Raw genomic sequence first — 23,620 nt, 5'->3', positions numbered from 1 at the left:
CCGCGGGCGGGCGCTATCCGCGACTGGCGTCGGGCCGGGCATCGGCAGCCCAGGCGGCGACGGCCAGCCGATCCACCTTGCCGGGACCGCGCAGCGGCAGCGACTCCCGCAGGAACAGCACCCGGGGCGCAGCCGCGGCGCCGACCGCCGACTTCACCCGCGCGCGGATCGTGTCGAGGAGTCCTGCCGGCGTCCGTGCATCAGCCGCGGGCACCACGACCGCGACGACCTCGGTGCCCCATTCGCGCGAGGCCCGGCCCACCACGCAGACCCCGGCGACGCCGTCGACTTCGCCGATCACCCGCTCGACCGCGGCCGGATGCACGTTGACCCCGCCCGAGATGAGCACGTCGTCGACCCGGCCGAGCACCTCGAGCCGCCCGTCCGAGCACCGTCCCAGGTCGCTCGTGCGGAACCACCGACGCCCGGCCGTGAGGGTGAACGGCTGCGGCCCGTCGTCGAGATACCCGCTCGTGATCATCGGGCCGCTCAGCTGCACCGCGCCGCCCTCGAGGCCCACCTCGACCCCGTCGAGCGGGACGCCGTCGTACACGCAGCCGCCCGCCGTCTCGGTCATGCCATACGTGGTGACGACGTGCACGCCCCGCTCCCGCGCCATCGCCACCGCGCCCGGGTCGACGGCCGAACCGCCCACGAGCACGGCGTCGAGTGCGGCGAGCGCCTCGAGGTCGGAGCGTCCGGCCGGCGAGAGGGCGCGGATGAGCTGGGTCGGCACGATCGAGGCGTAGCGCGGCACGTCGGTGCGCAGGCGGGCGACGGCATCGGCGATCGTCTCCTCGGAACCCAGCTGCACCGGAGTCGTGCCCGCGAGTATGGAGCGGCCCAGCACCTGCAAGCCCGCGATGTGCCCGGCCGGCAGCGCGAGCAGCCACTGCCCCGGTCCGGCGAGGCGCGCCTCGGTCGCCCGCACGCTCGCGGTCACCTCGGCCGTGGTCAGCGGTACAGGGCGCCCGCGCCCCGAGACCGAACCGGACGTACGAATGACGAGCGCGGCGTCCATAGGCACCTCGCGTTCCGGCGGCTCCCCCACGATCATCGGGGGTCCGCCGCGCAGGGCGGCGTCGAGGTCGGCGAGGAGGCGGTCCACGGTCACCCTCGCAGGATACGGCCGGTGGCCGGCACCCACGAGGATGCCGGCCACCGGCCGTCGGTCGACCATCGGTCAGCCGCGAGTACCCCGCCGCCGGACGAATACCGCGCCGGCCGCGAGCAGGAGCAGCGCGGTGACGGTGACGGCGAGCACGTTCGCACCCGTGTCGGGCAGCGGCACGGCCCCCTCGCCGTCGCCGGCATCGGTGCCTGCATCGCTCCCGGTACCCGCGGCCGAGGCCTCCGGGTCGTGCGAGCCACCCTCCGCCGAGGCCGCCCCATCGTCACCGCCGGCGCCGGTGGTCCCGTCGACATCACCGCCCGTATCGGTCGTCCCGCCGACACCACCGCCGGTGTCGGTGGTCCCGTTGTCGGCTCCACCGGTGTCGGCGGTCCCGTCGTCGGTATCCGCGCCGGTGTCGCTTGTCCCGTCGGTGTCCGCACCAGTGTCGGTCGTCCCGTCGGTGTCCGCACCGGTGTCGGTGGTCCCGTCGGTGTCCGCGCCGGTGTCGCTTGTCCCGTCGGAGTCCGCGCCGGTGTCGGTCGTCCCGTTGTCGTCTCCGTCGGTGTCCTCCGGCGAGACGGTGACGGTGGCGCCCACCTGGAGCTCCATCGGGTGGTCGCCCTGGGTCACGCCGTCGGGGAGGGGGAAGGTGGCGGTGGCGGTGTAGTCGCCGGCCTGGGTGCCGTCGTAGTCGGTGAGGGTCCAGTCGAGGGTGACGGTGTGGGTGGTGCCGTCGCTGTCGGTGATGGTGGTGGTGGCCGGGAGGGTGGCGGTTGCGTTGCTCTCGGTCGTGCCGAACGCCACGGTCACGTCCTCGACGGCGGTGATCGCCGCGATCGTGGGGAGGGCCTCGGCCTCGACGGTGACGGTGGCGCCCACCTGGAGCTCCATCGGGTGGTCGCCCTGGATCACGCCGTCGGGGAGGGGGAAGGTGGCGGTGGCGGTGTAGTCGCCGGCCTGGGTGCCGTCGTAGTCGGTGAGGGCCCAGTCGAGGGTGACCTCGCGGTTCGAGGTGGCCCCCTCGAGGCTGGTCGTGATCGTCGTCGCGGCCGGCAGCGCCGCGAGGGCGGCGGCCTCGCTCGTGCCGAACGTCACCGTCACGCCTTCGACGCCGGCGATCTCGGTGAGCACCTCCTGCGCGGGTGTCTCGACGGGATCCCCGTAGAGGTTCACCTCGGCGGCCCCGGCGAACCGGGTGCCGTTCGCCGAGGAGGTCGCCACGAGCTTCGCGTAGCGGGCCTCGACCGGGTCGAACGCGATGTAGGCGAGTTCGCCTGTGGGGTCGAATGTGCCTTCGGCGACCTTCGTCCACGTCTCGCCGTCGGAACCGACGTAGAACTCATAGCCGGCGATCGTGCCGTTGGCGTCCTTGACGTCTTGGCGCGGGAGGTAGTCGAATCCGGTCAGGGTGTTCTCGGAGTGGGTGTCGATCACGAGTTCGTGGGGCATCGCCTGGTCCTCGGTGGTGCCGGTGTTGTACTCGGTGTGCCAGAAGGTCGCGGGGTTGCCGTCGATCGACCGCGTCGCCCGGCCGTCCTCACCGTCGGTCTCCTCGCTGTCGGTGCTCACGGTCCACCCGGCCCGGTCGAGGGTCGTGGCCGGATAGAGATTGAGCTCGGCCACCGACGCGAAGCCGGAGTCGGCGGAGTAGCTGCCGTTCTTCGACGTCGTCAGCGCCTCGAGGCGGACGTAGCGGGCGAGCGTCGGCGTGAGCTCGACCCGGGCCCGGGCCCCGGGCGGGTCGAACGTTCCGCGGGCGACCTCCGTCCAGGTCTCGCCGTCGAGGCTCGTGTAGACCGCGTAGTCCTTGATCGTGCCGTTGCCGTCCGGCGCGTCCTGCCGAGGCAGGTGATCGAGCCCGCCGACCACGTGCAGGTTGCCCTCGCCCATGTCGATCGTCAGCTGGTGCGGCAGTTGAGCGATCGCGGGGTTGTAGGCGGTGTGCCACAGGGTCGAGACGTCGCCGTCGATCGCGCGCTGCGCCGCCCCGTTCTCGCCCGCGGACTCGGCGCTGTCGGTCGTGGCCACCCAGCCGGTGCGGTCGAGGGCGACGTCGACCGGCAACGGCTCCGAGGGGGTCGGGGGCTCGTCGGTCGGTGTGCCCTCGAGGAGCACGACCTGGAAGGGCGCGAGGGTCGCGTGGTAGTCGGTGTCCGCGGTGGCCACGAAGTCGTCGTATCCGCCGTCCCGGGCGGTGAACTTGTAGGTGCCGGCGGCGCCGTCGGGCAGTTCGAGCACGTCGCCGACGTCGATCGCGAAGGATTGGGCACGTGCGCTCGGGTTGCGCAGCATGATCATGGTTCGCTCACCGTCGGTGCTGTTCTGCCAGGCCGCGGTGCCGTAGACCTCGCCGAGGGCTGCGTCCCCGCCCACCCAGTGCACGTCGGTGAGCAGGTCGGTGTTCTCTCGTGACCACCGCGCGTTCGCGGCGACCTCGTCCCAGAACCAGTCCGCTCCCGGCTGGTCCGGGCGCACCTGCGTGTTGCGGACGTACAGTTCCTGCAGGCTCAGGCCCATCGCGAAGTACCCGCGCAGGTCCGCGGCCACCCCCGTGCGCACCGACTCCTTGGTCAGGTCGTGATCGGGGGAGAACTGCGGGGCGCGCTCGGAGAAGATGAACCCGTGGTTCATGAGCGCGGTCACGGGGAACAGCGGGTTCGTGGTCACCGTGTGCTCATACGTGATCGAGTCGCGGTAGCTCACGTACTTCTCGCGGGGGTCCCCCTCGCCGGCCTGCTGGGCGTCGTGGCCGTCGCGCCAGATCGAGTCGACGTACCAGAGCCAGTACGGTGAGCGCCACGTGCCCACGGTCGCGTTGATGAAGACGTCCGGCGTGTGTTCGCGCATGTCGCCGGTCATCGACAGCAGCGCCTCGTAGTCGCGGACGTAGGCCGCGTTCGGGCGCTGCTGCCACAGCCCGCCGCCGATGCCGTCGAACTTGAAGCCCTGCACGCCCTGGTTTTCCATCATGTCGAAGACGACGTCGCGGAACCGCTCGTAGTAGCGCTCGCCGCCCAGGTCGAAGCCGCCGTTCGGCCCGTGGGTGTCGAGCCGCTCGCCGGCCGGCTTGGAGTTGTTGAGCTGCTTGCGGCGGTTCGAGCTCTCGCCGTAGCCGCCGAACGGGGACATCCACACCGACAGCGAGGCGTCGTAGGTCGCGGCCTCGGCCTTCTGGGGCGCGAAGCCGTCGGGGAACTGCACGGGGTCGAAGTCCCACACCTCGAGGCCGGTCTCGTCCGGCTGCTGCGGCGCACGCAGGTAGTCCCAGCCGTCGTCGATCCAGAACGAGTCGATCGTGGCGCCCCGGTCGGTCAGTTCGGTGCCGAAGAGGTCGATCGCCTCGTTCAGCTCGCTCGAATCGATGATCAGCCCCGGGGGCTTGAGGTCGAACCAGCTCTGGTAATGCAGGAAGGTCCGGCGGGCGTGTGCCCGGTCGCGCTCGACGTAATAGGTGAAGGCTCGGCGCAGCTGGCCCGGCGGGGTCACACCGATCGAACTCGAGTACTGCCACGTCGAGGCCGCGGCGAGATCGCCCTCACGGTCCACCCACGAGGTGATCGAGTTCCCGTCGACCGTCGTCTCGGCCATGGGATTCTCGACACCGGCGAACGCCACCTCGGCGCCCTCCGGACCGATCGCGACCGGACTGCCGGCGCTGTCGCCGACGATCCGTGCGCTCGTGGCGGTGAGCTCCTGCAACTGCAGCCGCGAGATGCTCACGGCGGCAGCGCCGTTGTTCGTGACGGTGACGTTCTGCTGGAGGTTGTTCGCGTCGTCGCGCAGCTCCGCCTGCCAGACCACCTCGAGGTCGTAGCCGTCCGATGTGTAGGCGTAGGTGACGGAGGCGCGCTCCCCGTCCTCCTGATCCGACATGCGTGCCGCATCCGCGTCGCCGGCCACCGAGGTGATCGCCGGCGGGGAGGTCACGGTCATGGTCTCGGGGGTGAGCTCCGGCCCGCCGTCGACCGAGAGTCGGAACAGGGCGCCGCCGGTGACGCCGAGGTCGCCGGACGCCCCGGCCAGGCCGCCGAGCGTCAGCGCGCCGCCGTTCGCGCCCATGAACGTGGCCGTGAGGACGGCGTTGGCGAACGTGAGCGTGTCGCCGTCGAGCTGCGCCGTCGCCGGGCCGGGCGTCGTGCCCGGATAGGCGAGGTCGCCGGCGTCGAGCAGGCCGGGGTCGTCCGCCGCGGCCGCAGGGGCCTGCGGGATGGTCGGGGGAACCGGCTGGGCGGTCGCGGCGACCGGAACGAGGAGCGCGAGCGCGGTGGCCGCGGCGCCCACACCGAGGAGAGAGCAACGTTGACGGGTAAACATCAGACACCTTCGTCGAGTGACAAGTTGCTCGAAAATAGCACGACCGTGAGCGCAAGTCACCTAGACCGCTCAGAAGTGCTCGAAAAGTGACGAGTTTGCGCCGTGCCGGTCCGTGCCGGCCCGTGCCTGCCCGTGCCTGCCCCGTGCCTGATCCATGCGTGATCCGTACCCGTCGAGTGGAGGCGTCCGGCCGACGATCCCCGCGCGCGAGGCGGGGTCGAATTCCCGGCGTGCGCCCTACGATGAGGCCATGCGCCGATTCCGCCACCTCGCCCCCGCTCGCCTCGGCAGCGTGGGGGTGTTGGGCCTCGCGGCCGTCCTGCTCGTCGGCTGCGCGCCGAAGCCCGCCCCGACCGAGTGGGTGACCGTCGCTCCCACTGTGAGCGCCGACAAGACCGTCCCGCCGGACCCCGCCCAGCAGGTCCGCTGGCCGCTCACGGGGGAGCCGGCGCCGGATGCCGGCGACGACCTGGAGCGCGCCGCCGTCTCCGTGAAGATCGAGAACTCTGCGGCCTCGCGGCCGCAGGTGGGGCTGCAGCGCGCGGACATCGTGTGGGAGGAACTCGTCGAGGGCGGCATGACCCGCTTCGTGGCCACCTACCACTCGGATCTCCCCGAGGACGTCGGCCCCATCCGCTCGATCCGGCCGATGGATGCCGCCATCGCCGGACCGGTCGGCGGCGTGCTCGCCTACTCCGGCGGCCAGCTCGCCTACCAGCAGAAGGCCCGCGCGGCCGGGCTTGTGCTCGTGTCCGACGACGGGGGCGGGTCCGGCTTCTACCGCAATCCGCAGCGCCGCGGCGACCACACCCTTTTCGGCGATCCCCGGACCTTCCTTGCACGGGCCGGCGACGCGGCCCCGCCCCCGGCGCAATTCGCCTACGCCGACTCCGCGGCCGAATCCTCCGCCGCGACCGATGGACGGGAAGCGAGCGCGGTCGCCACGACCTTCCCCGCCTCGAGCCCGTCCTGGCAGTGGGGTGACGGTGGCTGGCGCCGGTACGAGTCCGGCTCGCCCGCCACGGACGGCGGCGACCAGATCACGGCGGCGAACGTCGTCGTGCTCACGGTCACGATCCGCGACACGGGCAACCGGGACGCGGCCGGCGCACCCGTGCCCGAGACGATCCTCACCGGCACCGGGGAGGCGATCGTGCTGAGCGACGGTCACGCGATCGACGGCACCTGGTCCAAGGGCGACGCCACCGACGTGATCGAGCTGACCGATGCGGGCGGAGAGGTGATCGAGCTGACGCCCGGAAACACGTGGGTCGAACTCGTGCCGGTCATGCGCGGCACCATCGCCGTCTCATAGCGGACCGCCCTCGACCTCCGGCGACCTGCGCGAGCGCGCCGGCTCAGGAGTCCTCAGGAGTCCTCAGAAGTCCTCAGGAGTCTTCAGAAGTCTCAGAAGTACCGCGGGAAGCCCGACCAGTCGGGATCGCGGCGCTGCAGGAACGCGTCCCTGCCCTCGACGGCCTCGTCGGTCATATAGGCCAGCCGGGTCGCCTCCCCGGCGAAGACCTGCTGGCCCGCGAGCCCGTCGTCCACGAGGTTGAACGCGAACTTGAGCATCCGGATCGCCTGCGGGGACTTCGTGGCGATGATCCGCGCGTACTCGAGCGCGACGTTCTCCAGCTCCGCGTGCGGCACCGCCTCGTTGATCGCCCCCCAGCGCTCGGCCTGCTCCGCCGAGTATTCGCGGGCGAGGAAGAAGATCTCCCGGGCGCGCTTGTCGCCGACCTGGCGGGCGAGCAGGCCCGAGCCGTAGCCGGCGTCGAAGGAGCCGACGTTCGCGTCCGTCTGCATGAACCTCGCGTGTTCGATCGAGGCGATCGTCAGGTCCGCCACGACGTGCAGGCTGTGCCCGCCGCCCGCGGCCCAGCCCGGCACGACCGCGATGACCGGCTTGGGCATCGTGCGCATGAGCCGCTGCACCTCGAGGATGTGCAGCCGCCCCGCCCGCGCCGGATCGACCGTCTGCGCGGTCGAGCCCTCCGCGTACTGGTACCCGGAGCGCCCCCGGATCCGCTGGTCGCCGCCGGAACAGAACGCCCACCCGCCGTCCTTGGGGCTCGGGCCGTTGCCGGTGAGGAGCACGGCCGCGACGTCCGGGCTCATCCGTGCGTGGTCGAGCGCCCGGTACAGCTCGTCGACCGTGTGCGGGCGGAACGCGTTGCGCACCTCGGGCCGGTCGAGCGCGATCCGCACGACCGGCAGGTCGCGCTCGGCACCCGTGGCGCCGCCCGAGCGCTCGACGCCGCGGTGGTAGGTGAGGTCGGTGAAGTCGAATCCGGGGATGTCGCGCCACCGCGCGGGGTCGAAGAGGTCCGAGACCTGTGCTGGCAACTGGCTCACCCCCCAACTCTAGGCCGAACCGCCGGCCGGCCTTCCGCCCCGGGCCCGTCGTCCGATCCGCATAGAGTGAGGCCGTGCAGCCCACCGCCCCCACGGCCTACTCCGTCCGCCTGCGCACGCGATTCCGCGGCCTCGACACCCGCGACGGACTGCTCCTGCGCGGCGACGCCGGCTGGGGCGAGTTCTCCCCGTTCTGGGACTACGACGACGCCACGAGCGCGCCCTGGCTGCGCGCCGCCCGCGAGGCGGCCCGGCTCGGTTGGCCCGCGCCGTGCGCGCGCGCGTTCCCGTGAACGTCACCATCCCCGCCGTGCGTGCGGACGACGTCGCTCGCCTCGTCGGGGCGAGCGGCGGATGCACGACCGCGAAGGTCAAGGTGGCCGAGCCCGGGCAGGACGTGGCCGACGAGCAGGCCCGGCTCGAGGCCGTCCGCGACGCGCTCGGGCCGCGGGGCCGGATCCGCATCGATGCCAACGGCGCCTGGGACGTGGACACGGCGAGCACCCGGCTGCGGCTCCTCGACCGGGCCGCGGGCGGGCTCGAGTACGCCGAGCAGCCGTGCGCCGACGTGGCCGAGCTGGCGCGGCTGCGGCGCCGCGTCGACGTGCCGATCGCCGCGGACGAGTCGATCCGCCGGGCCGAGGATCCATACGAGGTCGCCCGCCTCGAGGCCGCGGACGTCGTGGTGCTCAAGGTCGCGCCGCTCGGCGGGGTGCGGGCCTGTCTCGAGATCGCCGAGCGGATCGGGCTGCCGGTCGTCGTCTCCTCCGCGCTCGAATCCTCCGTCGGGATCGCCGCCGGGGTGGCGCTCGCGGCGGCCCTGCCGGAACTGCCGTATGCCTGCGGGCTCGCGACCGTCAACCTGTTCACCGCCGACGTGACCGCCGACCCGCTCGTGCCGGTCTCCGGCCATCTGCCCGTGCGCCCGGTCGAACCCGACCTGCTGGCGGGGCTCGGCGGGGATTCGGAACGGCGCTTCCCGGCGGCCGGAGCGGACCTCGCGGAGCGCTGGCGACGGCGCGCCGAGCGGACGGGGCGGCACGCATGACCGGGGCGACGGACTCCGCCCGGCAGATCGTGGCCACGCTTGTGGGCAGCGGGGTGCGCGACGTCGTGCTCGCGCCCGGTTCGCGCAGCGCCCCGTTCGCCTACGCCCTCGCCGCCGCGGCCGAGGCGGGCTGGCTCACCGTGCACGTGCGCGTGGACGAACGGGTCGCGGGCTTCACCGCGCTCGGCCTGGCACGGGTGCGGCCGGCGGCCGTGGTCACGACCTCGGGGACCGCGGTGGCGAACCTCCACCCCGCGATCGCCGAGGCCGCCCACTCCCATCTCCCGCTGCTCGCGGTCACCGCGGACCGGCCGGCGGAACTGCGCGGGGTCGGCGCGAACCAGACGACCGTGCAGCCGGGCATGTTCGCCCCGCTCACCCGACTCGACGTCGATCTGCCCGCGGGCCTCGGCGGCCGTGCGCTCGCCCAGCAGGTGGTGCGGGCCGTGGCATGCGCCCGGGGCGTCGGCGCACCGGGTGGGCCGGTGCACCTGAACGTCGCCCTCCGCGACCCCCTCGTGCCCGGGGATTCCTGGATTCCCGGCCCGGCCCCGGCACCCGCCATCGAGGTCACGGGCCGCGGCGGCGAGCCGTCGGGCGGCCACCACCTCCGGCGCGGTCCGCGGACCGTCGTGCTCGCCGGCGACGGCGCCGGAATCGCCGCCGCCCACTTCGCCGAGGGGGCCGGCCTCCCGCTGCTGGCCGAACCCTCCTCGGGTGCGCGCGCCGGGGCCACGGCGCTGCAGTACCGGCCCGTGCTCACCGGCGAGCTGGGCGATCGGATCGACCGGGTCGTCGTGTTCGGGCGGCCGACGCTCAGCCGGCCGGTCTCGGCGCTGCTTGCCCGCACCGGGGTCGAGGTCGTGGTCGTCGCGTCGCGGCCCGGATGGCCGGACACCTCGGGCAGCGCGAGCGTCGTCACGCCCGCCGTGACGGCCGACCCGCCGGATGAGGCCACGCGGGCCTGGCTCGGCGCGTGGCGCGCGGCCGCCGACCGCGCCCGGCGGGCGGGCCGGCCCGGTGATCGGCCCGGAGATCTGCTCGGCGATCGGCCCACCGGGGCGGCGGTGCTCGACCGCTGCCTGCGCCCGGGCGCGCCCACCACGATGCTCGGCGCCTCGATGACGATCCGCCATGCCGACGTGCACGCCCCGGCGGGGGAGGAGTACACCGACTCCGGCGTTCACGCGAACCGCGGCCTCGCGGGCATCGACGGCACGATCTCGACGGCGACGGGGCTCGCGCTCGGCCTGGATCGCCCCGTGCGGGTCGTGCTCGGCGACCTGAGCTTCGCGCACGATGCCGGCGGGCTGGCGCTGGGGCCGGACGAGATCGAGGCGGACCTGCAGGTGCTCGTGCTCAACGACGGCGGCGGCACGATCTTCTCCACGCTCGAACACGCGGCCGCGCCCGATCCCGTGCTGCGACGGTTCTTCACGACCCCGCTGCGGCTCGACCTGGAGGCGCTCGCCCACGGCTATGGGGCCGACTATCGGCGCGTCGATTCGATGGCGGAGCTGGACCGGGAGCTCGCGCACGAGATCCGCGGACGTAGGGTGGTGGAGATCCCCCTGACGTGACGTCGAGGCAATTCCCAGACGCTGCCCAGGAAAGGCTCCGAACAGCTCCAGGAAGCGGGTGTGGAATGGAGCCATCGAGCAAGGAGTAGCGATGAGCGAACGCCCCACACCACACGGCGACCACGATTCCGACCAGCCACAGTCCGCCTGGGCCACCCCGAACGGCTGGGGCGTCCCGAGCCGACCGGGCCGGCCGGATCCGAGCGAGCCGGCCGTCGACCAGTCGGCCCTCAACCCCGATCCGAGCCGGCCGGACGCGGACCAGTCACATTCGAGCCGGGAGACCGGGGGGCGGCCCGACGCCCCGGCCCACGAGAACCCGCCGGCCCACGAGGCCCCGCCGGCCTATCGGCCGCACCAGCCCTATCTGCCACCGCAGCAGCCGGGTGCCCAGCAGCCCGTGCAGCCGGGCGCTGCTGCGCAGGGCGCCTACGCCGGCTACCAGTATCAGCAGCGGGGCCCGTACGACCAGCAGAACCAGCTGAGCCAACAGAGCCAATACGGCCAACAGGGCCAACAGGGCCACCAGGGCCACCAGGGTCACCAGGGTCAACAGGGCCACTCTGACCACGAGGGCCAATACCGCCGGCAGGGAGGGTTCCAGGAATACGGGCGGCCGGATCAGCAGCCGGCGGCCGGCGGCTACCCGGGCTTCCCGGTCGCGCCGGCCCGCCCCGTGCGGGAGCAGAAGCGACCACGGGTGTGGCTCGCCGTGAGCACGGCGGCCGTCCTGGCCGCGGCGCTCGCCACGGGGGGCACGGCCGCCGTCATGAACTCCGATCAGGCCACCGCCGTCGGGATCACCCAGACCACGCAGACCAGTCAGCCCGCGACCGGCGATCCGGCCTGGGCCGAGGTCGCCGCCAAGGTGGCCCCCGCCGTCGTCGCCATCCAGGTGCTCACGAACTCGGGGGAGGCGCTCGGCTCGGGCGTGGTGATCGACGGCTCCGGCCACATCGTGACCAATAACCACGTGGTCGCCGGCGCCCGGAAGCTGCAGGTCACGATGGCGGACGGACAGATCATTCCGGCCACGGTCGTCGGCACCGACCCCACGACCGACCTCGCCGTGATCAAGCTCGACTCGATTCCCGACAACCTTGTCGCCGCCACCCTGGGCACGTCCGCGGATCTCACGGTCGGTCAACCGGTCATGGCCGTGGGGAACCCGCTCGGCCTCGACTCCACCGTCACCACCGGGATCATCTCCGCCCTCGACCGGCCCGTGAGCGCCAGCGACCGGCAGGGCGGTCAGCCGACGATCACGAACGCGATCCAGGTGGACGCCGCGATCAACCCCGGCAACTCGGGCGGGCCGCTGTTCAACTCGGCCGGCCTGGTCGTGGGCATCAACTCCTCGATCGCCACGACGAGCCAGAGTTCGGGCAACATCGGCCTCGGCTTCGCGATCCCGGTCGACCTGGTCAAGAACATCGCCGAGCAGCTCATCGAGAACGGTGTCGCCCAGCACGCCTTCCTCGGTGTCTCGATGAAGGATGCGACCGCCACCGCCGGGGGCGTCACCCGCACCGGCGCCCAGGTGCTCCAGGTCCAGCCCGGAACGCCGGCCGAGCAGGCCGGCATCCAGGAGGGCGACGTGATCGTCGGGATCGACGGCCACTCGGTCGCCAGCGCCGAGTCCCTCACCGGCTACGTGCGCCAGTACAAGTCCGGCGACAAGGTCAAGCTGACGATCATCCGCTCCGGCCAGGAGCTGACCGTCGAGGCCACCCTGACCACCCGGGTGGAATCGAACTGAGGCCCCACCCGGGTGGCACCCGACCGAGGTGCCACCCGGGTGGATTCGAACCGAGCCTCAGCCCTTCGCCGGGGGCGTGGGGCGGGATCCGAACGCCGTCCGGGTGCGGGAGAGCCGGTAGTCGATCCGGTCGTCGACGTAGGACTCCAGCTGCGGGTACTTCGAGAAGTCCTCGGTGACGACGTCGGCGATGTGATCGGTCACCCGGTTGAGCCGCTCCTCGAGCCGATCACGTTCGATCACCTGGGAATCGAGTCGGAGCGCCTTGACGTTCGCCCAGCACATCGCGAGCAGCACGATGCTGAACGGCAGTGCGGTGGCCAGGGCCGCGGCCTGCAGGGCGCCGAGCCCGCCGGCCAGGAGCAGGGCGGCCGCCACGAGGCCCTCGAGCGTGGCCCACAGGACCCGCGACCAGATGGGCGGATTCGGGTGCCCCCCGGAGGCGAGCATGTCCACCACGAGGGAGCCCGAGTCGGAGGACGTGATGAAGAAGATCGCCACGAGCAGGATGGCCAGGAACGAGAACGCCGAGCCCAGCGGCAGCCGGCCCAGGGCATCGAAGATCGCGCTCTCCACGATGAGCGAGCCGTCCTCGCTCAGGTTGTTCGCGACGATGTCGGCGCCCCCGAAGAGCTCCTCGAACAGGCCGGTACCGCCGAGCACGGAGAACCACAGGAACCCGACGATGGTCGGCACGAGCAGCACACCGGCCACGAACTGGCGGATCGTCCGGCCCCGGGAGATGCGGGCGATGAACACGCCCACGAACGGCGACCAGGAGATCCACCAGCCCCAGTAGAAGACCGTCCAGTTCGAGAACCAGTCGGCCGCGCCCTCACCGCGCTGATAGGCCCCGACGTCGAACGTCATCTGGAACAGGTCGCCCAGGTAGATGCCCAGGGCCTCGACCAGGTTCTGGAAGAGGAAGACGGTCGGGCCGAGCAGCAACACCGCGATGAGCAGGAGGCCGGCGAGCGAGAGGTTGATGTTGGAGAGCCATTTGATCCCGGCGCCGACACCGCTGACCACGGACAGGGTGGCGAGGAAGGTGATGACGATGATGAGCACGATGAGGAGCAGGTTGTCACCGGTCTCGACGATGCCCATCGATGCCAGCCCGACCGAGATCTGCTTGACCCCGAGCCCGAGCGAGGTGGCGATGCCGAACAGCGTGCCCACGATCGCGAGCACGTCGACGAGGTCTCCCACCCAGCTGCGCACCCACCTGCCGAGGATCGGTTCGAGCGCCCAGCGGATGGAGACGGGGCGTCCTCGCCGGTGGATCGCGTAGGCGAGTGCGAGGCCGACCACGGCGTAGATGGCCCAGGGGTGCAGCCCCCAGTGCAGGAACGTCTGCGCCATGGCCGGTCCGGCGAGGTCCGCACCGCTGCCGTCCCAGCCCGGCTTCGGGTCGGTCGTGGCGTACGTGAGCGGCTCTCCCACGGAGTAGAACACGAGCCCGATGCCCATGCCGGCCGCGAACAGCATCGCGAACCACGACAGGAGACCGAACTCCGGCTTCTCGTCGTCCTTGCCCAGCCGGATCCGCCCGAACCGGGAGACCCCGAGGCCGATCGCGACCGCCACGAAGATCCCGACCACGAGCATGTAGTACCAGCCGAGGTTCGTGACGATCCAGCCGTTCATGCCCTTGAACACGCTGTCCGTCGCGTCCGGGGCGATGACTGCGAACGCGACCACGGCGAGGATGATGACCAGGGCGGGCCAGAAGACCCGTGGAGCGATCATCCCGCGGCCGATCCGCATCCCGTGTCGGCGCAGCTTGGTGCTGATCTCGTCGTCCGAGTCCCCGTCGCCGATCCACATCCGGCGCGGGAGGTGCACCGTGCTCGGCAGGCCGTTCGCCGCTGCGGCTCCGGTGCCGGTCGGTGGCGGGTTCTCGAGTTCGGTCGGTTCGTTCGTCGTTGTTGCGCGCACTGGTGGGTTCCGTATCCGTCGATGTTCGATCGCTCCCCAGGCTGACGGGTTCGGGGTGTTCTGGCAACCGGCCCTGAGTCGTGCAGGGTCGTGCCGGGGCGTGCAGTGTCGTGCAGGGTCGTGCCGGGGCGTGCAGGGCCGTGACGTGCGCTGCCACCCGAAGGCGGCCCGGGCGGCGCCTCAGGACGCCGTGATCGCCTCGCGCATCGGGGCGAGCTTCGCCTCGGACTCGGCCCACTCGGCGGCGGGATCCGAGGCCGCCATGATCCCGCAGCCGGCGAAGAGCTGCCACGTCCGATCCGTGACGGCCCGGGCGGTCCGCAGCGCGATGGCCCATTCGCCGTCGCCGTCGCCGCCCATCCAGCCGACCGGCCCGGCGTAGCGGTTCCGGTCCATTCCCTCGTGGGCGGCCAGCACCCGCGCGGCCTCGGCGGTGGGGGTGCCGCATACCGCCGCCGTCGGATGGAGCAGCGCAGCGAACGCGAGCGAGGACACCTCGGTCGAGTCGGCGTCCGGTACGGCCGTGACGTCGGTCGCCAGGTGCATGACGTTCGGCAGCTGCAGGATGAACGGCACCTCGGGGCAGCTCGTCGTGGCCACGTGGTCCCGGAGCGATTCGAGCAGGGAGTCGACCGCGTACTCGTGCTCCTCGAGGTCCTTCGACGAGTGCGCGAGGGCGGCCGCGTGCGTGGCGTCGACGTCCGCGTCGCCCGTGCGCCGGATCGTGCCGGCCAGGACCCGGGAGGCGAGCAGTCCCCGCTCCCGCCGCAGCAGGAGTTCGGGGGTCGCCCCGATGAGCCCGTCGACCGCGAAGGTCCAGCTCGTCGCGTACGCGCTCGCCAGGTGGCCGAGCGTGCGGCGCACGTCGATCGGGGCGGTCGTCGTGGCGATGAGATCACGCGCGACGACCACCTTGGCCACCTCGCCCGAGCGGATCGCGGAGATGACCTGCCCGACCTCGGCGAGCCAGGCGGCCTCGTCCCGGGCGCCGGCGGCGAAGGCGGCGGTGGTCGCCTCCGTGAGCGGTGCCACGCTCGCGAGGTGAGCCGGAAGATCGGGAAGTGGCCCGAGCGATCCGGGAGTGACGACGGTGAGCCACGCTGCGCCGTCCCGACGCCCGAGGATCACCTCCGGCACGATGAGCACCCCGCCCGCGGGGGAGTCCGCGGAGAACGCGAAGGAGCCGAAGGCGAGCGGCCCGGTGCCGGGCAGGCCCACCTCGTCGCGGACGACGCAGCGCGACATGAACTCGCTCCAGTGGTTGTCGGCATCGTCGAACCGGGCCGGCCCGGTCGTGCGGAACCGGGCGATCTCGCCCCAGGCGACGAGCCCCTCACCGCCGCGGATCCAGCTGAGCGCGGCCCCGGGGGTGGGGGCCGGCAGGTACCTCAGCAGGTCGCCCGGGTCGTCGATCGGGACCGTGCGGGCGAGGTAGGCGGGGCTGGGGGCGAGGGGTGCCGCGGAGGGAGCAGACATCGCCCCCAGCCTAATGCTCACCGGCGGGTGATCACCCGGTGGCGACGTCCGAGGAGGACGGCGGCCCCGGCGGCCGCGACGAGCGTCGCCAGGAGCGCGGCGGCCCCGGCACTCGCGCCCGTCGAGGGCAGGGGCTCGCTCGCGTCGCCGGTCGGCGGGATCGTTCCGTCGGCGGATCCGATGCTGTCGGCGGATCCGGTTCCGCCCGTGGCGTCGGTGCCGTCCGTGCCGTCCGAGCCGTCGGTGCCATCGGTGCCATCGGTGCCGGCAGCGCCATCCGTGCCACCGGCATCGCTCGTCCCGCCCGCGTCCTGCGCGCCGTCGGTGGGCTCGTCGGTCGGGTCGGTCGGGTCGGTGGGCTCGTCCGTCGGGGCGGTCGGCTCGTCGGCCACGGTGACCGTCGCGCGCACCTCGGTCGAGATCGCGGGCTCGCCGGGGGTGATGCCGTCCGGCAGGTCGAACGTGCCGATCGCCTCGTAGTCGCCGGCGCTGCGGCCGTCGTAGCCCGGAAGCTCCCAGCTCAGGGCCACGTCCCACTCGCCGCCGTCGGCGTCGGTGAGCGTCGTCGAGGAGGCGAGCGCTCCGATCGCGTCCTCGAGGGAGGTGCCGTGCGCGACCGTCACGTCGGCCACCGCGGCGACCGATGCCGCCGGGGTGAACTGCACGCTCTCGCCCGTGAGCGCCCGGTACACGCGCGCCGAGATCGGCACGAGGTCCGCCACGGCGTAATTCGCCCCGGCGAAGCCGTTCGGGGGGCTCGTCACCGGCGAGTGGCGCATGTTCGTCAGGATCGTGATCGTCAGCTGGTGCAGCGGGTCGATGATCGTGAGCGTGCCGGTCCAGCCCTGGTGGCCGTAGGTCTCGCGCGAGGGGCCCCAGTTGAAGTAGTAGTACGCGGCGGCGTTCTTCGAGTGCACCCGCCACCCGAGCGCGATCGTCGAGGAGTCCGCGTTGCCGCCGCCGACCGCGTGCGGCGTGGTGAACTCGTCGGCCACGTCGGCGTCGAAGTACTGCTCACCGCCGTAGCTGCCCCGGTTGAGCATGAGCTGGGTGAGCACCGCCATATCGCCGGTGGTGGAGAACAGGCCGGCATGCCCGGCGACACCGGCCATGGAGTAGAAGGCCTTCTCGTCGTGCACCTCGCCCTGGAGCGTGTAGTGGCGCATCGGCACGGGGTCGCCGTTCGGGAGCGTGCCGAAGGAGACGTTCCCGTCGCGGGTGTTCCCGTTGAGCTCGGTCGCCGCGACCTCCTCGGGGGCGAAGCCGGAGGCGAGCGGCCGGAACGTCGTGGCCTCGAGCCCGAGCGGCCCGTAGAACTCGTTCTCCAGATAGACGTCCAGGCGTTCGCCGGTGATCTGCTCCACGAGCAGCCCGAGGATCATGAAGTCCACGTCGCTGTAGGCGAACCGCGTCCGAGGCGCGTACATGAGCGGGGTGCGGCTGATCGCGTCGATGATCCCGGCCCGGTCGTCCGGATCGTCGGTCTGGTACCACAGGTCCCCGGCGGAGGCCCGGTTCGGATACTCGGGATCGGGGATGAGGCCGCCCTCGTGATGGAGGAGGTCACGGACCGTCACGGTCTCCTTGCCGGTGTGCACCGCCGTGATCCCGCCCGCGCCGCCGACGGTCCACTTGCCCGTGTAGTCGGAGTTGGCGTCGGTGAAGTCCTCCCAGCCCGGGAACGACGCAACGGTGGCGTCCAGGTCGAGCCGGCCCTCACTCACGAGTCGCTGGATCGCGTAGTTCGTGGCGTACATCTTCGAGTTCGACGCGAGGTCGAACAGGGTGTCGGTCGTGGCCGGCTCCCATTCGGATTCGGGCAGGAGCTCCGCCGGCGTGAGGTCTCCCGCCTCGTCCACGCCGGTCGAGTAGCGCAGCGCGTAGCCGTAGGCGTCGTTCTTGACCACCTTGCCGTCCTTCGTGACGACGACGCCCACCGCCGGGCCGCCCGCGTCGACCTGGTCCTGGATCCAGTCGTCCAGGGAGGCGAGCTCGACCGGATCGAAGCCCACCGCGGCGGGGTCGGCCGTGGTGAGCTCGTCGTGGGCGACGAACTGCGGCGTGAGCACGAGGGCGTCGCCGGAGTGGATGAGCGTGCGCACCTGGAACAGCCATTCGATGGCGCCGAAGGAGAGGTAGTACTCGCCGCCCTCGGAGTAGCCGTCGATGTCGGAGAACACGTAGTCCTCGGAGAGCCAGTAGCTGATCATGTTGCCGGTGACGTTCTGGCCGATCCGGTTCGTGTCGACCGCGATCTCGTAGTAGTCGCGGTTGCGGAAGATCGTGAGGATGTCGAGCGTGTCCGCGGGGGCGCCGTCGAAGACGTAGCCGTTCCTGCCGTAGGAGTAGGTGAGGTCGAGGACGTCGGTCAGATCCTCGACCGCGATGAACGCCTTCCGGTCGCTCGTGGTCACGTCGTCGGCGTCGAGCGTCTGCGGGGCCCCGTAGGCGCGGGCGTCGCCGTCGATCAGCCAGACCTCGGCGGCGCCGTCGGTCGCCTCGACGTAACGCAGGTCCTCGGGGAATCGGCTGTCGCCACTCGCGCGCACGCCGAGGCGGTCGTGCTCGCCGGCGAAGGCGAACTCCGCCACGGTGCCGAAGGAGTCCTCGTCGGTGGACATGGCGGTCGGGGCGGCGCCACCGAGGGTGAGCGCCTCGAGGTCGCCGTCGCTGCCGGTCGCGGAGTAGTAGTGCACGGTCAGGGTGGTGGTCTCCGCGGCGCCGGCGGGGGCCGCGATGAGCAGGGACACCCCCAGGCCGGCGACGGCGGCGATCGCCGTGCCTCTCGATCTGAACATCGGTGTTCGCTCCTTGAGGGGGATGGGAGTCGGTCGAAACGAATTATCGTCGTCGACCGCAGTCTTGGCAAGGATGTGCAATCGGGGGGAGGTGGTCTAATGGACGCCATGTCACGCGCCAGCCTGTACAAGGACCCGACCGCGGTCGCCGGGATGTTCGACGAGGTCGCCCGCAATTACGACCGCACCAACGACATCCTCACCGGCGGTATCGACCGGATCTGGCGGAGGGCGACGTTCGACGCGGTCGCGGCCCGGCCCGGCGAGCGGGTGCTCGACCTGGCGGCGGGCACGGGCACCTCGAGCGCGGACTACGCCGATGCCGGCATCGACGTCACCCCGTGCGACATGTCCGAGGGCATGGTGGCCGAGGGCCGTCGCCGGCGCCCCGACCTGCCGTTCGTCCTCGGGGATGCGACCGACCTGCCGTTCGCGGACGCGAGCTTCGACGCGGTGACGATCTCGTTCGGCCTGCGCAACATCTCTGACACGGGCCTGGCCCTGCGGGAGATGCTGCGGGTGACCGTGCCGGGCGGGCGACTCGTCGTCTGCGAATTCTCCCAGCCGCCGAACCGGGCCTGGGCGGGCCTGTACGGGTTCTATCGCGACCGGATCCTCTCCCCGGTCGCCAAGGCCGTCTCCTCGAACGCCCCGGCCTACGACTATCTGGCCGAGTCGATCGCGGCCTGGCCCGACCAGGACGCGCTCGCCGGCGTGCTGCACGCGTCCGGGTGGCGGGGCGTCGGCTATCGCAACCTCACCGGCGGGATCGTCGCGCTTCACCGGGCATTCAAGCCGGCCGAGTAGCCCTGAACGGCCCTGAACGGCCCTGAATCGGCGCGGGCCGGTCACGGAGCGGGGTTGATCACGCGCCCCCAGGTGGACACGTTGCCCCAGATGTTCTGACGCAGCCCCTCGAGCTGGAGGATCTGGCTGTGGTCGACGAACAGGTTGACCTCGTTGCCGTAGTTCTTGACGTACCACTCGAAGACCGGCCCGTCCGCGGCCTCGAACATGACGTTCTCGAGGCCGAGGCCGTTGATGATCGACGCCGCGGCGGAGGTGTTCCACTCGGCGACGTTCTCGGTGATCCCCTCGGACTCGATCATGATGATCGATGCGCCGGCCGCGAGCGCGCGCCGGCCGCGGTCGACGAGGTCGCCGATGTCCTTCGTCGTCTCCGCCGCCAGCTCCGCCTCCCCGGAGTCCCCGCCGGAGCCGATCTGGATGCCGAGCTCGGGCTTGGGCCGCAGGCCTGCCGCCACCACCTTCTCGACGAGTCGTTCGAGCCCGGAGGTGGGCAGCATGATGAAGCCGGTCGAGATCTCGATCACGTCGAAGCCCACCTCCTTGGCCTCACGGAGGTAGTGGTCGACCGCGTCCGGGCCGTAGCGCAGCACGGTCTCGATCCAGCCGCCCGAGGAGACGTAGGAGTCGTTCTCGTGCGCGAGGTCGCTGAACGCTCGGACCTGCTCGGGCGGCACGAGCGCGAACGAGCCGCCCGCCCACTTGATGCCGTCGACCCACTGGCCGGCGACCTCGAAGACGTCCTGCAGGTGCCGGGTGCCGAACGTCGCATAGTACGGGGCGCGGATCTCGGTCATCCCGGTGGCTCGGGGCTTGGCCGGGCGGTAGGCGCGCGGCACGAAGTCGAAGCTCACATCGAATCCGGTGGCGTTGGACATGGTCGGTCTCCTTGTGTGAATGCCCCGGACGGGGCTCGGTTCAGGCCCGCTCCCGGCGCACCCGGGCGAGTGCGGAGGTGAGGGCGGTGACGGGCTCGTGCTCGAGCCCGCGCACGAGCGCGACGATCTCCTCGCGCAATTCGGCGGGTGCGAACGGGGTCGTGAGCGCGTGGAACTTCCGCTCGGCGCCCGCCCAGCTCTGCGGACGGGTGTGGAACCCCTCGTAGGCGGACTCCTCGGCCTCGAAGGACGTGCCGTCGGTCAGGGTGAGGACCAGGCGCGCCGGCATCTCCTCGGGGAAGCGCGCCGACAGGTCGTCGTCCGGCCGGATGCGCACGCGTGTCATGAGCTGTTGGACGTCGTCGGCGACGATCCGGGCGGGCTCGTACTGGGCGGGCGTGAGCTCGCCGTCGAGGAGGGTCACGGCGAGCATCCACGGCAGGGAGTGATCGGCCTCCTCCTTCGTGGCGACCGTCCGCTTGTCGCCCTCCTCGCCGCCGCCGATGATCGAGTACGCCACGTCGAAGGTCGTCAGCTCGATCGAGGCGACGTCCTCGGCCCGGACGCCGGCCCGAAAGCGGGCCCGGACGGCGATGACCGCCTCGAGCGCCGACTGCGAGTGGATCTCGGCGTTGTGCTTCTTGATGATCACCCGGCGGACCCGTTCCAGGTCCTCCCCGGCCCAGTCGAGCGTGAACGGGCCGGAGACGGTCTCCTTGAAGCCCTTGTTCCCCTCGAACACCTCCGCCGGGCCCGTGATCCCGCGTGCCGCGAGCAGCGCCGCGAACGTCCCCTCCTTCGACACCTGCGGATAGGCGAGGCCCTTCCAGTGGCTCAACGAGCCCGTGCGGGTCACGCGCAGGGCGTTGTTGGCGGTGCCGCAGATCGCGATCGCGTTCGCGATCTGGCCGGTCGTCAGCCGCATCGCCTTGGCCGCTCCGGCGGCCGCGGCATAGGCACCCTGGGTCGTGTGGTCGAAGCCGCGTGCCCGCACGGGCGCCTCGTCCGCGAGGCGGGTGTGCACCTGGTACGCCACCGCCAGGGCCGCGAGGAACTCGGCTCCGGAGGCGCCGACGCTCTCGGCGGCGGCGAGGACCGCGCCGAGGTTGTCCGACGGGTGATTCGTCTCCCCCGGGGCGAGGTAGGCGTCCATGAAGTCGAGGTAGCGGCTCAGGCCGCTGTTGTAGAAGGCGGCCCGGTCCGGGGAGGTCCGGCCGCCGCCGATGAGGGTCGCGACCTCGGTGCCGCCGAGGTCCTCGAGCAGGCCGCGGACGGCGACCATCGGCTCGGCGTCGAGGGCGCCGATCGCGACCCCGAGGGTGTCGAGGACGTGGATCTTCAAACGATCGATCGCCTCCGCGCCGGCATCCGCCAGCGTGACGCGGTGGACGAACGCGGCCAGGTCCTGGACTTCGGTCATGAGTGCCTCCGGGTGCTCCGCAGCCACGTCGGTGGCTGCGTCGGTGGTGTGCTGGGCCGGTGTGATGCCGGCGCGATGTCCTGCCTCCACCATGCGCCCCGGGTATCTTGACGTCAAGAGGCTTGCTGACATTGATCGATCACTTGTCGGAATCCCCTCGACGGGGCGTCGCGCTCGCGCTCCGCGGGCCGTGACGCGCCTCACGGGGGCCCGGGCGCGTGGCCCCGGTCGCCGAATCCGTCGCGTTGTTCCGCCCGGTTGCGGCCTGACGTGACGGAATGGTCGCCTGAGTCACCTGGATCGGGGGTGTGGCGTCAGCGGGGGCGCGTCATTGACGCTAGGCTGCAGACGGGCATGTTTTCCGCGCAAAATCAGCGCGGATCGCCCCCAGAGGAACATCAATTTGGCAAGCTCGCAGTAGCGGAAATGGTGGTTGGCGTGTTGGTCGTGCCCGAGGATGACGCCGACGTCATCGTCGTAGGCGCAGGCCCGGCCGGGGCCTCGGCCGCGCATCACCTCGCGACGGTCGGACTCGAGGTGCTGCTGCTCGAGAAGGCCACGTTCCCCCGCGACAAGGTGTGCGGCGACGGGCTCACCCCCCGCGCCGTCTCCGAGCTCATCCGCATGGGCGTGCCGATGCACCCGCAGGACGGCTGGATCCGCAACAAGGGCCTGCGGGTCGTCGGCGGCGGACACACCCTCCACCTCCCGTGGCCGGAGATCGAGCGCTACCCGAACTACGGCATGGCCAAGGCCCGCACCGGCCTCGACCAGACCCTCGCGCATCACGCCCGCGCCAGCGGCGCGAAGCTGATCGAGGGGGCCAACGTCACCGGCCCGCTCGTGGACGAGCGCACCGACCGGGTCGTCGGGGTCACCTACCGCTCCGTGGACGAACGGGGACGGCGCATCCCGGGCGAGGAGGGTGCGGAACGTCCGCTGCGCGCGCCGATCGTCATCGACGCGGGCGGGGTGTCCGCCCGGCTCGCGACCGCCGTCGGAATCGCCAAGCGCGAGGACCGGCCCATGGGGGTCGCCGTGCGCACCTACTTCCGCACCCCGCGCCACGACGACGAGTGGATGGAGTCCCAGCTCGAGCTGTGGGAGGGCGAGGCCGGGAACTCTCCGCTCCTGCCCGGCTACGGGTGGATCTTCGCGCTCGGAGACGGCACGGCGAACGTCGGCCTCGGCTCGGTCTCCTCGACCGCGCGGGCGACGAAGCTCGACTACAAGGCCCTGCTCGCGGCCTGGATGCGCAACGCGCCCGCGGACTGGGAGTTCACGCCCGAGAACCAGGTCGGCCCCGTGCGCAGTGCCGCCCTGCCGATGGCGTTCAACCGCACCCCCCTCTACCGGCGCGGCCTCATGCTCATCGGCGACGCCGGCGGCATGGTCTCCCCGTTCAACGGGGAGGGCATCGCCTACGGGCTCCAGGCGGGCCGGATCGCGGCGGACGTCGCCGCCCAGGCGCTCATGCGCACGACCGCCCCCGCGCGCGAGCGGATGCTGCTCAGCTACCCGCGCCGAATGAACGAGGACATCGGCGGATATTTCGCTCTCGGTCGACAGTTCGTCAAGTTGATCGAGCGGCCGGAGATCATGCGCGTGTGCACGCGGTACGGGCTGCCCCGGCCGCTGCTCATGAAGTTCGTGCTGAAGCTGCTCTCGGACTCCTACGACACCCGAGGTGGAGATCTGACCGACCGGATCATCACCTCACTGACACGAATCGTCCCTGCGGCGTGAGGATCTGCCCATGACCAATCCCTACCTTCCGATCCTGATCCTGCTGGGTCTGGCCCTGCTGCTCGCCGGCGGGGGACTCGCCGCGTCCGCCGTCATCGGGCCGAAGCGTTACAACAAGGTCAAGGTCGCCGCCTACGAATGCGGCGTCCAACCCACCCCCGGGGCCAGTACCGGTCGCTTCCCGATCAAGTACTACCTCGTGGCGATGACCTTCATCCTGTTCGACATCGAGGTCGTCTTCCTGTACCCGTGGGCGGTGGCCTTCTCGGAGCTCGCCGTCTTCGGCCTGATCGCAATGATGACGTTCCTGTTCTTCATCACCGTGCCGTTCGTCTACGAATGGCGTCGCGGTGGCCTGGACTGGGACTGAGAAAGGAACCACGA

At 71.7% G+C, this 23,620-nt stretch carries 14 protein-coding genes and 1 pseudogene; 7 read left to right on the top strand and 8 right to left on the bottom strand.

The features are described 5' to 3' along the window. Positions 1-13: 13 nt before the first annotated feature. Positions 14-1,114: an AMP-binding protein gene (locus GCE65_RS14075; RefSeq protein ID WP_228759966.1), complete on the bottom strand. Its 1,101-nt coding sequence runs from the start codon at positions 1,112-1,114 to the stop codon at positions 14-16. A 69-nt stretch (positions 1,115-1,183) separates the two neighbouring features. Further along, positions 1,184-5,395 carry a discoidin domain-containing protein gene (locus GCE65_RS14070; protein ID WP_153878814.1) on the bottom strand — a complete coding sequence of 1,404 codons (4,212 nt, stop codon included), beginning with the start codon at positions 5,393-5,395 and terminating at the stop codon, positions 1,184-1,186. A 283-nt stretch (positions 5,396-5,678) separates the two neighbouring features. Here GCE65_RS14070 and GCE65_RS14065 point away from each other — a divergent pair, with 283 nt between their 5' ends. After that, positions 5,679-6,743, top strand: coding sequence for a DUF3048 domain-containing protein (locus GCE65_RS14065; RefSeq protein ID WP_153878813.1), 1,065 nt, complete (start codon positions 5,679-5,681; stop codon positions 6,741-6,743). A 92-nt stretch (positions 6,744-6,835) separates the two neighbouring features. Here GCE65_RS14065 and GCE65_RS14060 read toward each other — a convergent pair whose 3' ends face one another. Next, positions 6,836-7,786: a 1,4-dihydroxy-2-naphthoyl-CoA synthase gene (locus GCE65_RS14060; protein ID WP_153878812.1), complete on the bottom strand. Its 951-nt coding sequence runs from the start codon at positions 7,784-7,786 to the stop codon at positions 6,836-6,838. Between the two features lie 74 nt (positions 7,787-7,860). On the opposite strand from GCE65_RS14060, the pseudogene GCE65_RS14055 reads away from it, so the two are divergent. The 3 genes and pseudogenes from GCE65_RS14055 to GCE65_RS16705 all read left to right on the top strand — a co-directional run bounded on the left by GCE65_RS14055 (position 7,861) and on the right by GCE65_RS16705 (position 12,173). Continuing rightward, positions 7,861-8,834, top strand: a pseudogene (locus GCE65_RS14055) (o-succinylbenzoate synthase). After that, positions 8,831-10,414 carry a 2-succinyl-5-enolpyruvyl-6-hydroxy-3-cyclohexene-1-carboxylic-acid synthase gene (gene menD, locus GCE65_RS14050; protein WP_152909700.1) on the top strand — a complete coding sequence of 528 codons (1,584 nt, stop codon included), beginning with the start codon at positions 8,831-8,833 and terminating at the stop codon, positions 10,412-10,414. The pseudogene GCE65_RS14055 and the gene menD overlap by 4 nt, the downstream one beginning before the upstream one ends. Positions 10,415-10,505: 91 nt before the next feature. Continuing rightward, entirely contained in the window at positions 10,506-12,173 is a 1,668-nt protein-coding gene (locus GCE65_RS16705) for a S1C family serine protease (RefSeq protein ID WP_228759965.1), read from the top strand. Positions 12,174-12,230: 57 nt separating this feature from the next. Here the strand turns inward: GCE65_RS16705 and GCE65_RS14040 are convergent, their stop codons facing one another. The 3 genes from GCE65_RS14040 to pbp4b form a co-directional block, all read right to left on the bottom strand. Beyond that, positions 12,231-14,000, bottom strand: a complete 1,770-nt coding sequence (locus GCE65_RS14040; protein WP_153879293.1) for a BCCT family transporter — start codon at positions 13,998-14,000, stop codon at positions 12,231-12,233. Between the two features lie 291 nt (positions 14,001-14,291). Then, complete coding sequence (locus GCE65_RS14035) at positions 14,292-15,587, bottom strand: isochorismate synthase MenF (RefSeq protein WP_153878811.1); 1,296 nt, start codon at positions 15,585-15,587, stop codon at positions 14,292-14,294. Positions 15,588-15,604: 17 nt separating this feature from the next. Further along, positions 15,605-18,385 (bottom strand): penicillin binding protein PBP4B, encoded by a 2,781-nt coding sequence (gene pbp4b, locus GCE65_RS14030; protein ID WP_153878810.1) that lies wholly within the window; start codon positions 18,383-18,385, stop codon positions 15,605-15,607. A gap of 108 nt (positions 18,386-18,493) precedes the next feature. Here pbp4b and GCE65_RS14025 point away from each other — a divergent pair, with 108 nt between their 5' ends. Next, positions 18,494-19,192 (top strand): demethylmenaquinone methyltransferase, encoded by a 699-nt coding sequence (locus GCE65_RS14025; RefSeq protein WP_152909703.1) that lies wholly within the window; start codon positions 18,494-18,496, stop codon positions 19,190-19,192. Positions 19,193-19,233: 41 nt separating this feature from the next. On the opposite strand, the gene GCE65_RS14020 is transcribed toward GCE65_RS14025, so the two are convergent. Next, positions 19,234-20,070, bottom strand: coding sequence for a phosphosulfolactate synthase (locus GCE65_RS14020; protein WP_153878809.1), 837 nt, complete (start codon positions 20,068-20,070; stop codon positions 19,234-19,236). Positions 20,071-20,110: 40 nt separating this feature from the next. Continuing rightward, positions 20,111-21,490 (bottom strand): MmgE/PrpD family protein, encoded by a 1,380-nt coding sequence (locus tag GCE65_RS14015; RefSeq protein ID WP_153878808.1) that lies wholly within the window; start codon positions 21,488-21,490, stop codon positions 20,111-20,113. Positions 21,491-21,916: 426 nt separating this feature from the next. On the opposite strand from GCE65_RS14015, the gene GCE65_RS14010 reads away from it, so the two are divergent. After that, positions 21,917-23,236, top strand: coding sequence for a geranylgeranyl reductase family protein (locus tag GCE65_RS14010; RefSeq protein WP_152909706.1), 1,320 nt, complete (start codon positions 21,917-21,919; stop codon positions 23,234-23,236). Positions 23,237-23,246: 10 nt separating this feature from the next. Continuing rightward, the gene (locus GCE65_RS14005; protein WP_152909707.1) at positions 23,247-23,606 is read left to right on the top strand and encodes an NADH-quinone oxidoreductase subunit A; all 360 of its coding nucleotides are present in this window, start codon (positions 23,247-23,249) and stop codon (positions 23,604-23,606) included. Positions 23,607-23,620: the final 14 nt, after the last annotated feature.

Origin of the sequence: Pseudactinotalea sp. HY158 (assembly GCF_009660225.1) — a bacterium.
In the GTDB taxonomy this organism is placed as follows: domain Bacteria; phylum Actinomycetota; class Actinomycetes; order Actinomycetales; family Beutenbergiaceae; genus HY158.
The sequence above is the reverse complement of the archived record's forward strand: the minus strand, read 5'-3'. Positions and strand labels throughout refer to the sequence as shown.

Excerpts from the sequence above, each read along its gene's own strand:
- GCE65_RS14005 (WP_152909707.1), top strand. The coding sequence starts at position 23,247 with ATGACCAATCCCTACCTTCCGATCCTGATCCTGCTGGGTCTGGCCCTG.
- pbp4b (WP_153878810.1), bottom strand. The coding sequence starts at position 18,385 with ATGTTCAGATCGAGAGGCACGGCGATCGCCGCCGTCGCCGGCCTGGGG.
- GCE65_RS14040 (WP_153879293.1), bottom strand. The coding sequence starts at position 14,000 with ATGTGGATCGGCGACGGGGACTCGGACGACGAGATCAGCACCAAGCTG.
- menD (WP_152909700.1), top strand. The coding sequence starts at position 8,831 with ATGACCGGGGCGACGGACTCCGCCCGGCAGATCGTGGCCACGCTTGTG.
- GCE65_RS14015 (WP_153878808.1), bottom strand. The coding sequence starts at position 21,490 with ATGACCGAAGTCCAGGACCTGGCCGCGTTCGTCCACCGCGTCACGCTG.
- GCE65_RS14025 (WP_152909703.1), top strand. The coding sequence starts at position 18,494 with ATGTCACGCGCCAGCCTGTACAAGGACCCGACCGCGGTCGCCGGGATG.
- GCE65_RS14035 (WP_153878811.1), bottom strand. The coding sequence starts at position 15,587 with ATGTCTGCTCCCTCCGCGGCACCCCTCGCCCCCAGCCCCGCCTACCTC.
- GCE65_RS14020 (WP_153878809.1), bottom strand. The coding sequence starts at position 20,070 with ATGTCCAACGCCACCGGATTCGATGTGAGCTTCGACTTCGTGCCGCGC.
- GCE65_RS14010 (WP_152909706.1), top strand. The coding sequence starts at position 21,917 with ATGGTGGTTGGCGTGTTGGTCGTGCCCGAGGATGACGCCGACGTCATC.
- GCE65_RS14065 (WP_153878813.1), top strand. The coding sequence starts at position 5,679 with ATGCGCCGATTCCGCCACCTCGCCCCCGCTCGCCTCGGCAGCGTGGGG.
- GCE65_RS16705 (WP_228759965.1), top strand. The coding sequence starts at position 10,506 with ATGAGCGAACGCCCCACACCACACGGCGACCACGATTCCGACCAGCCA.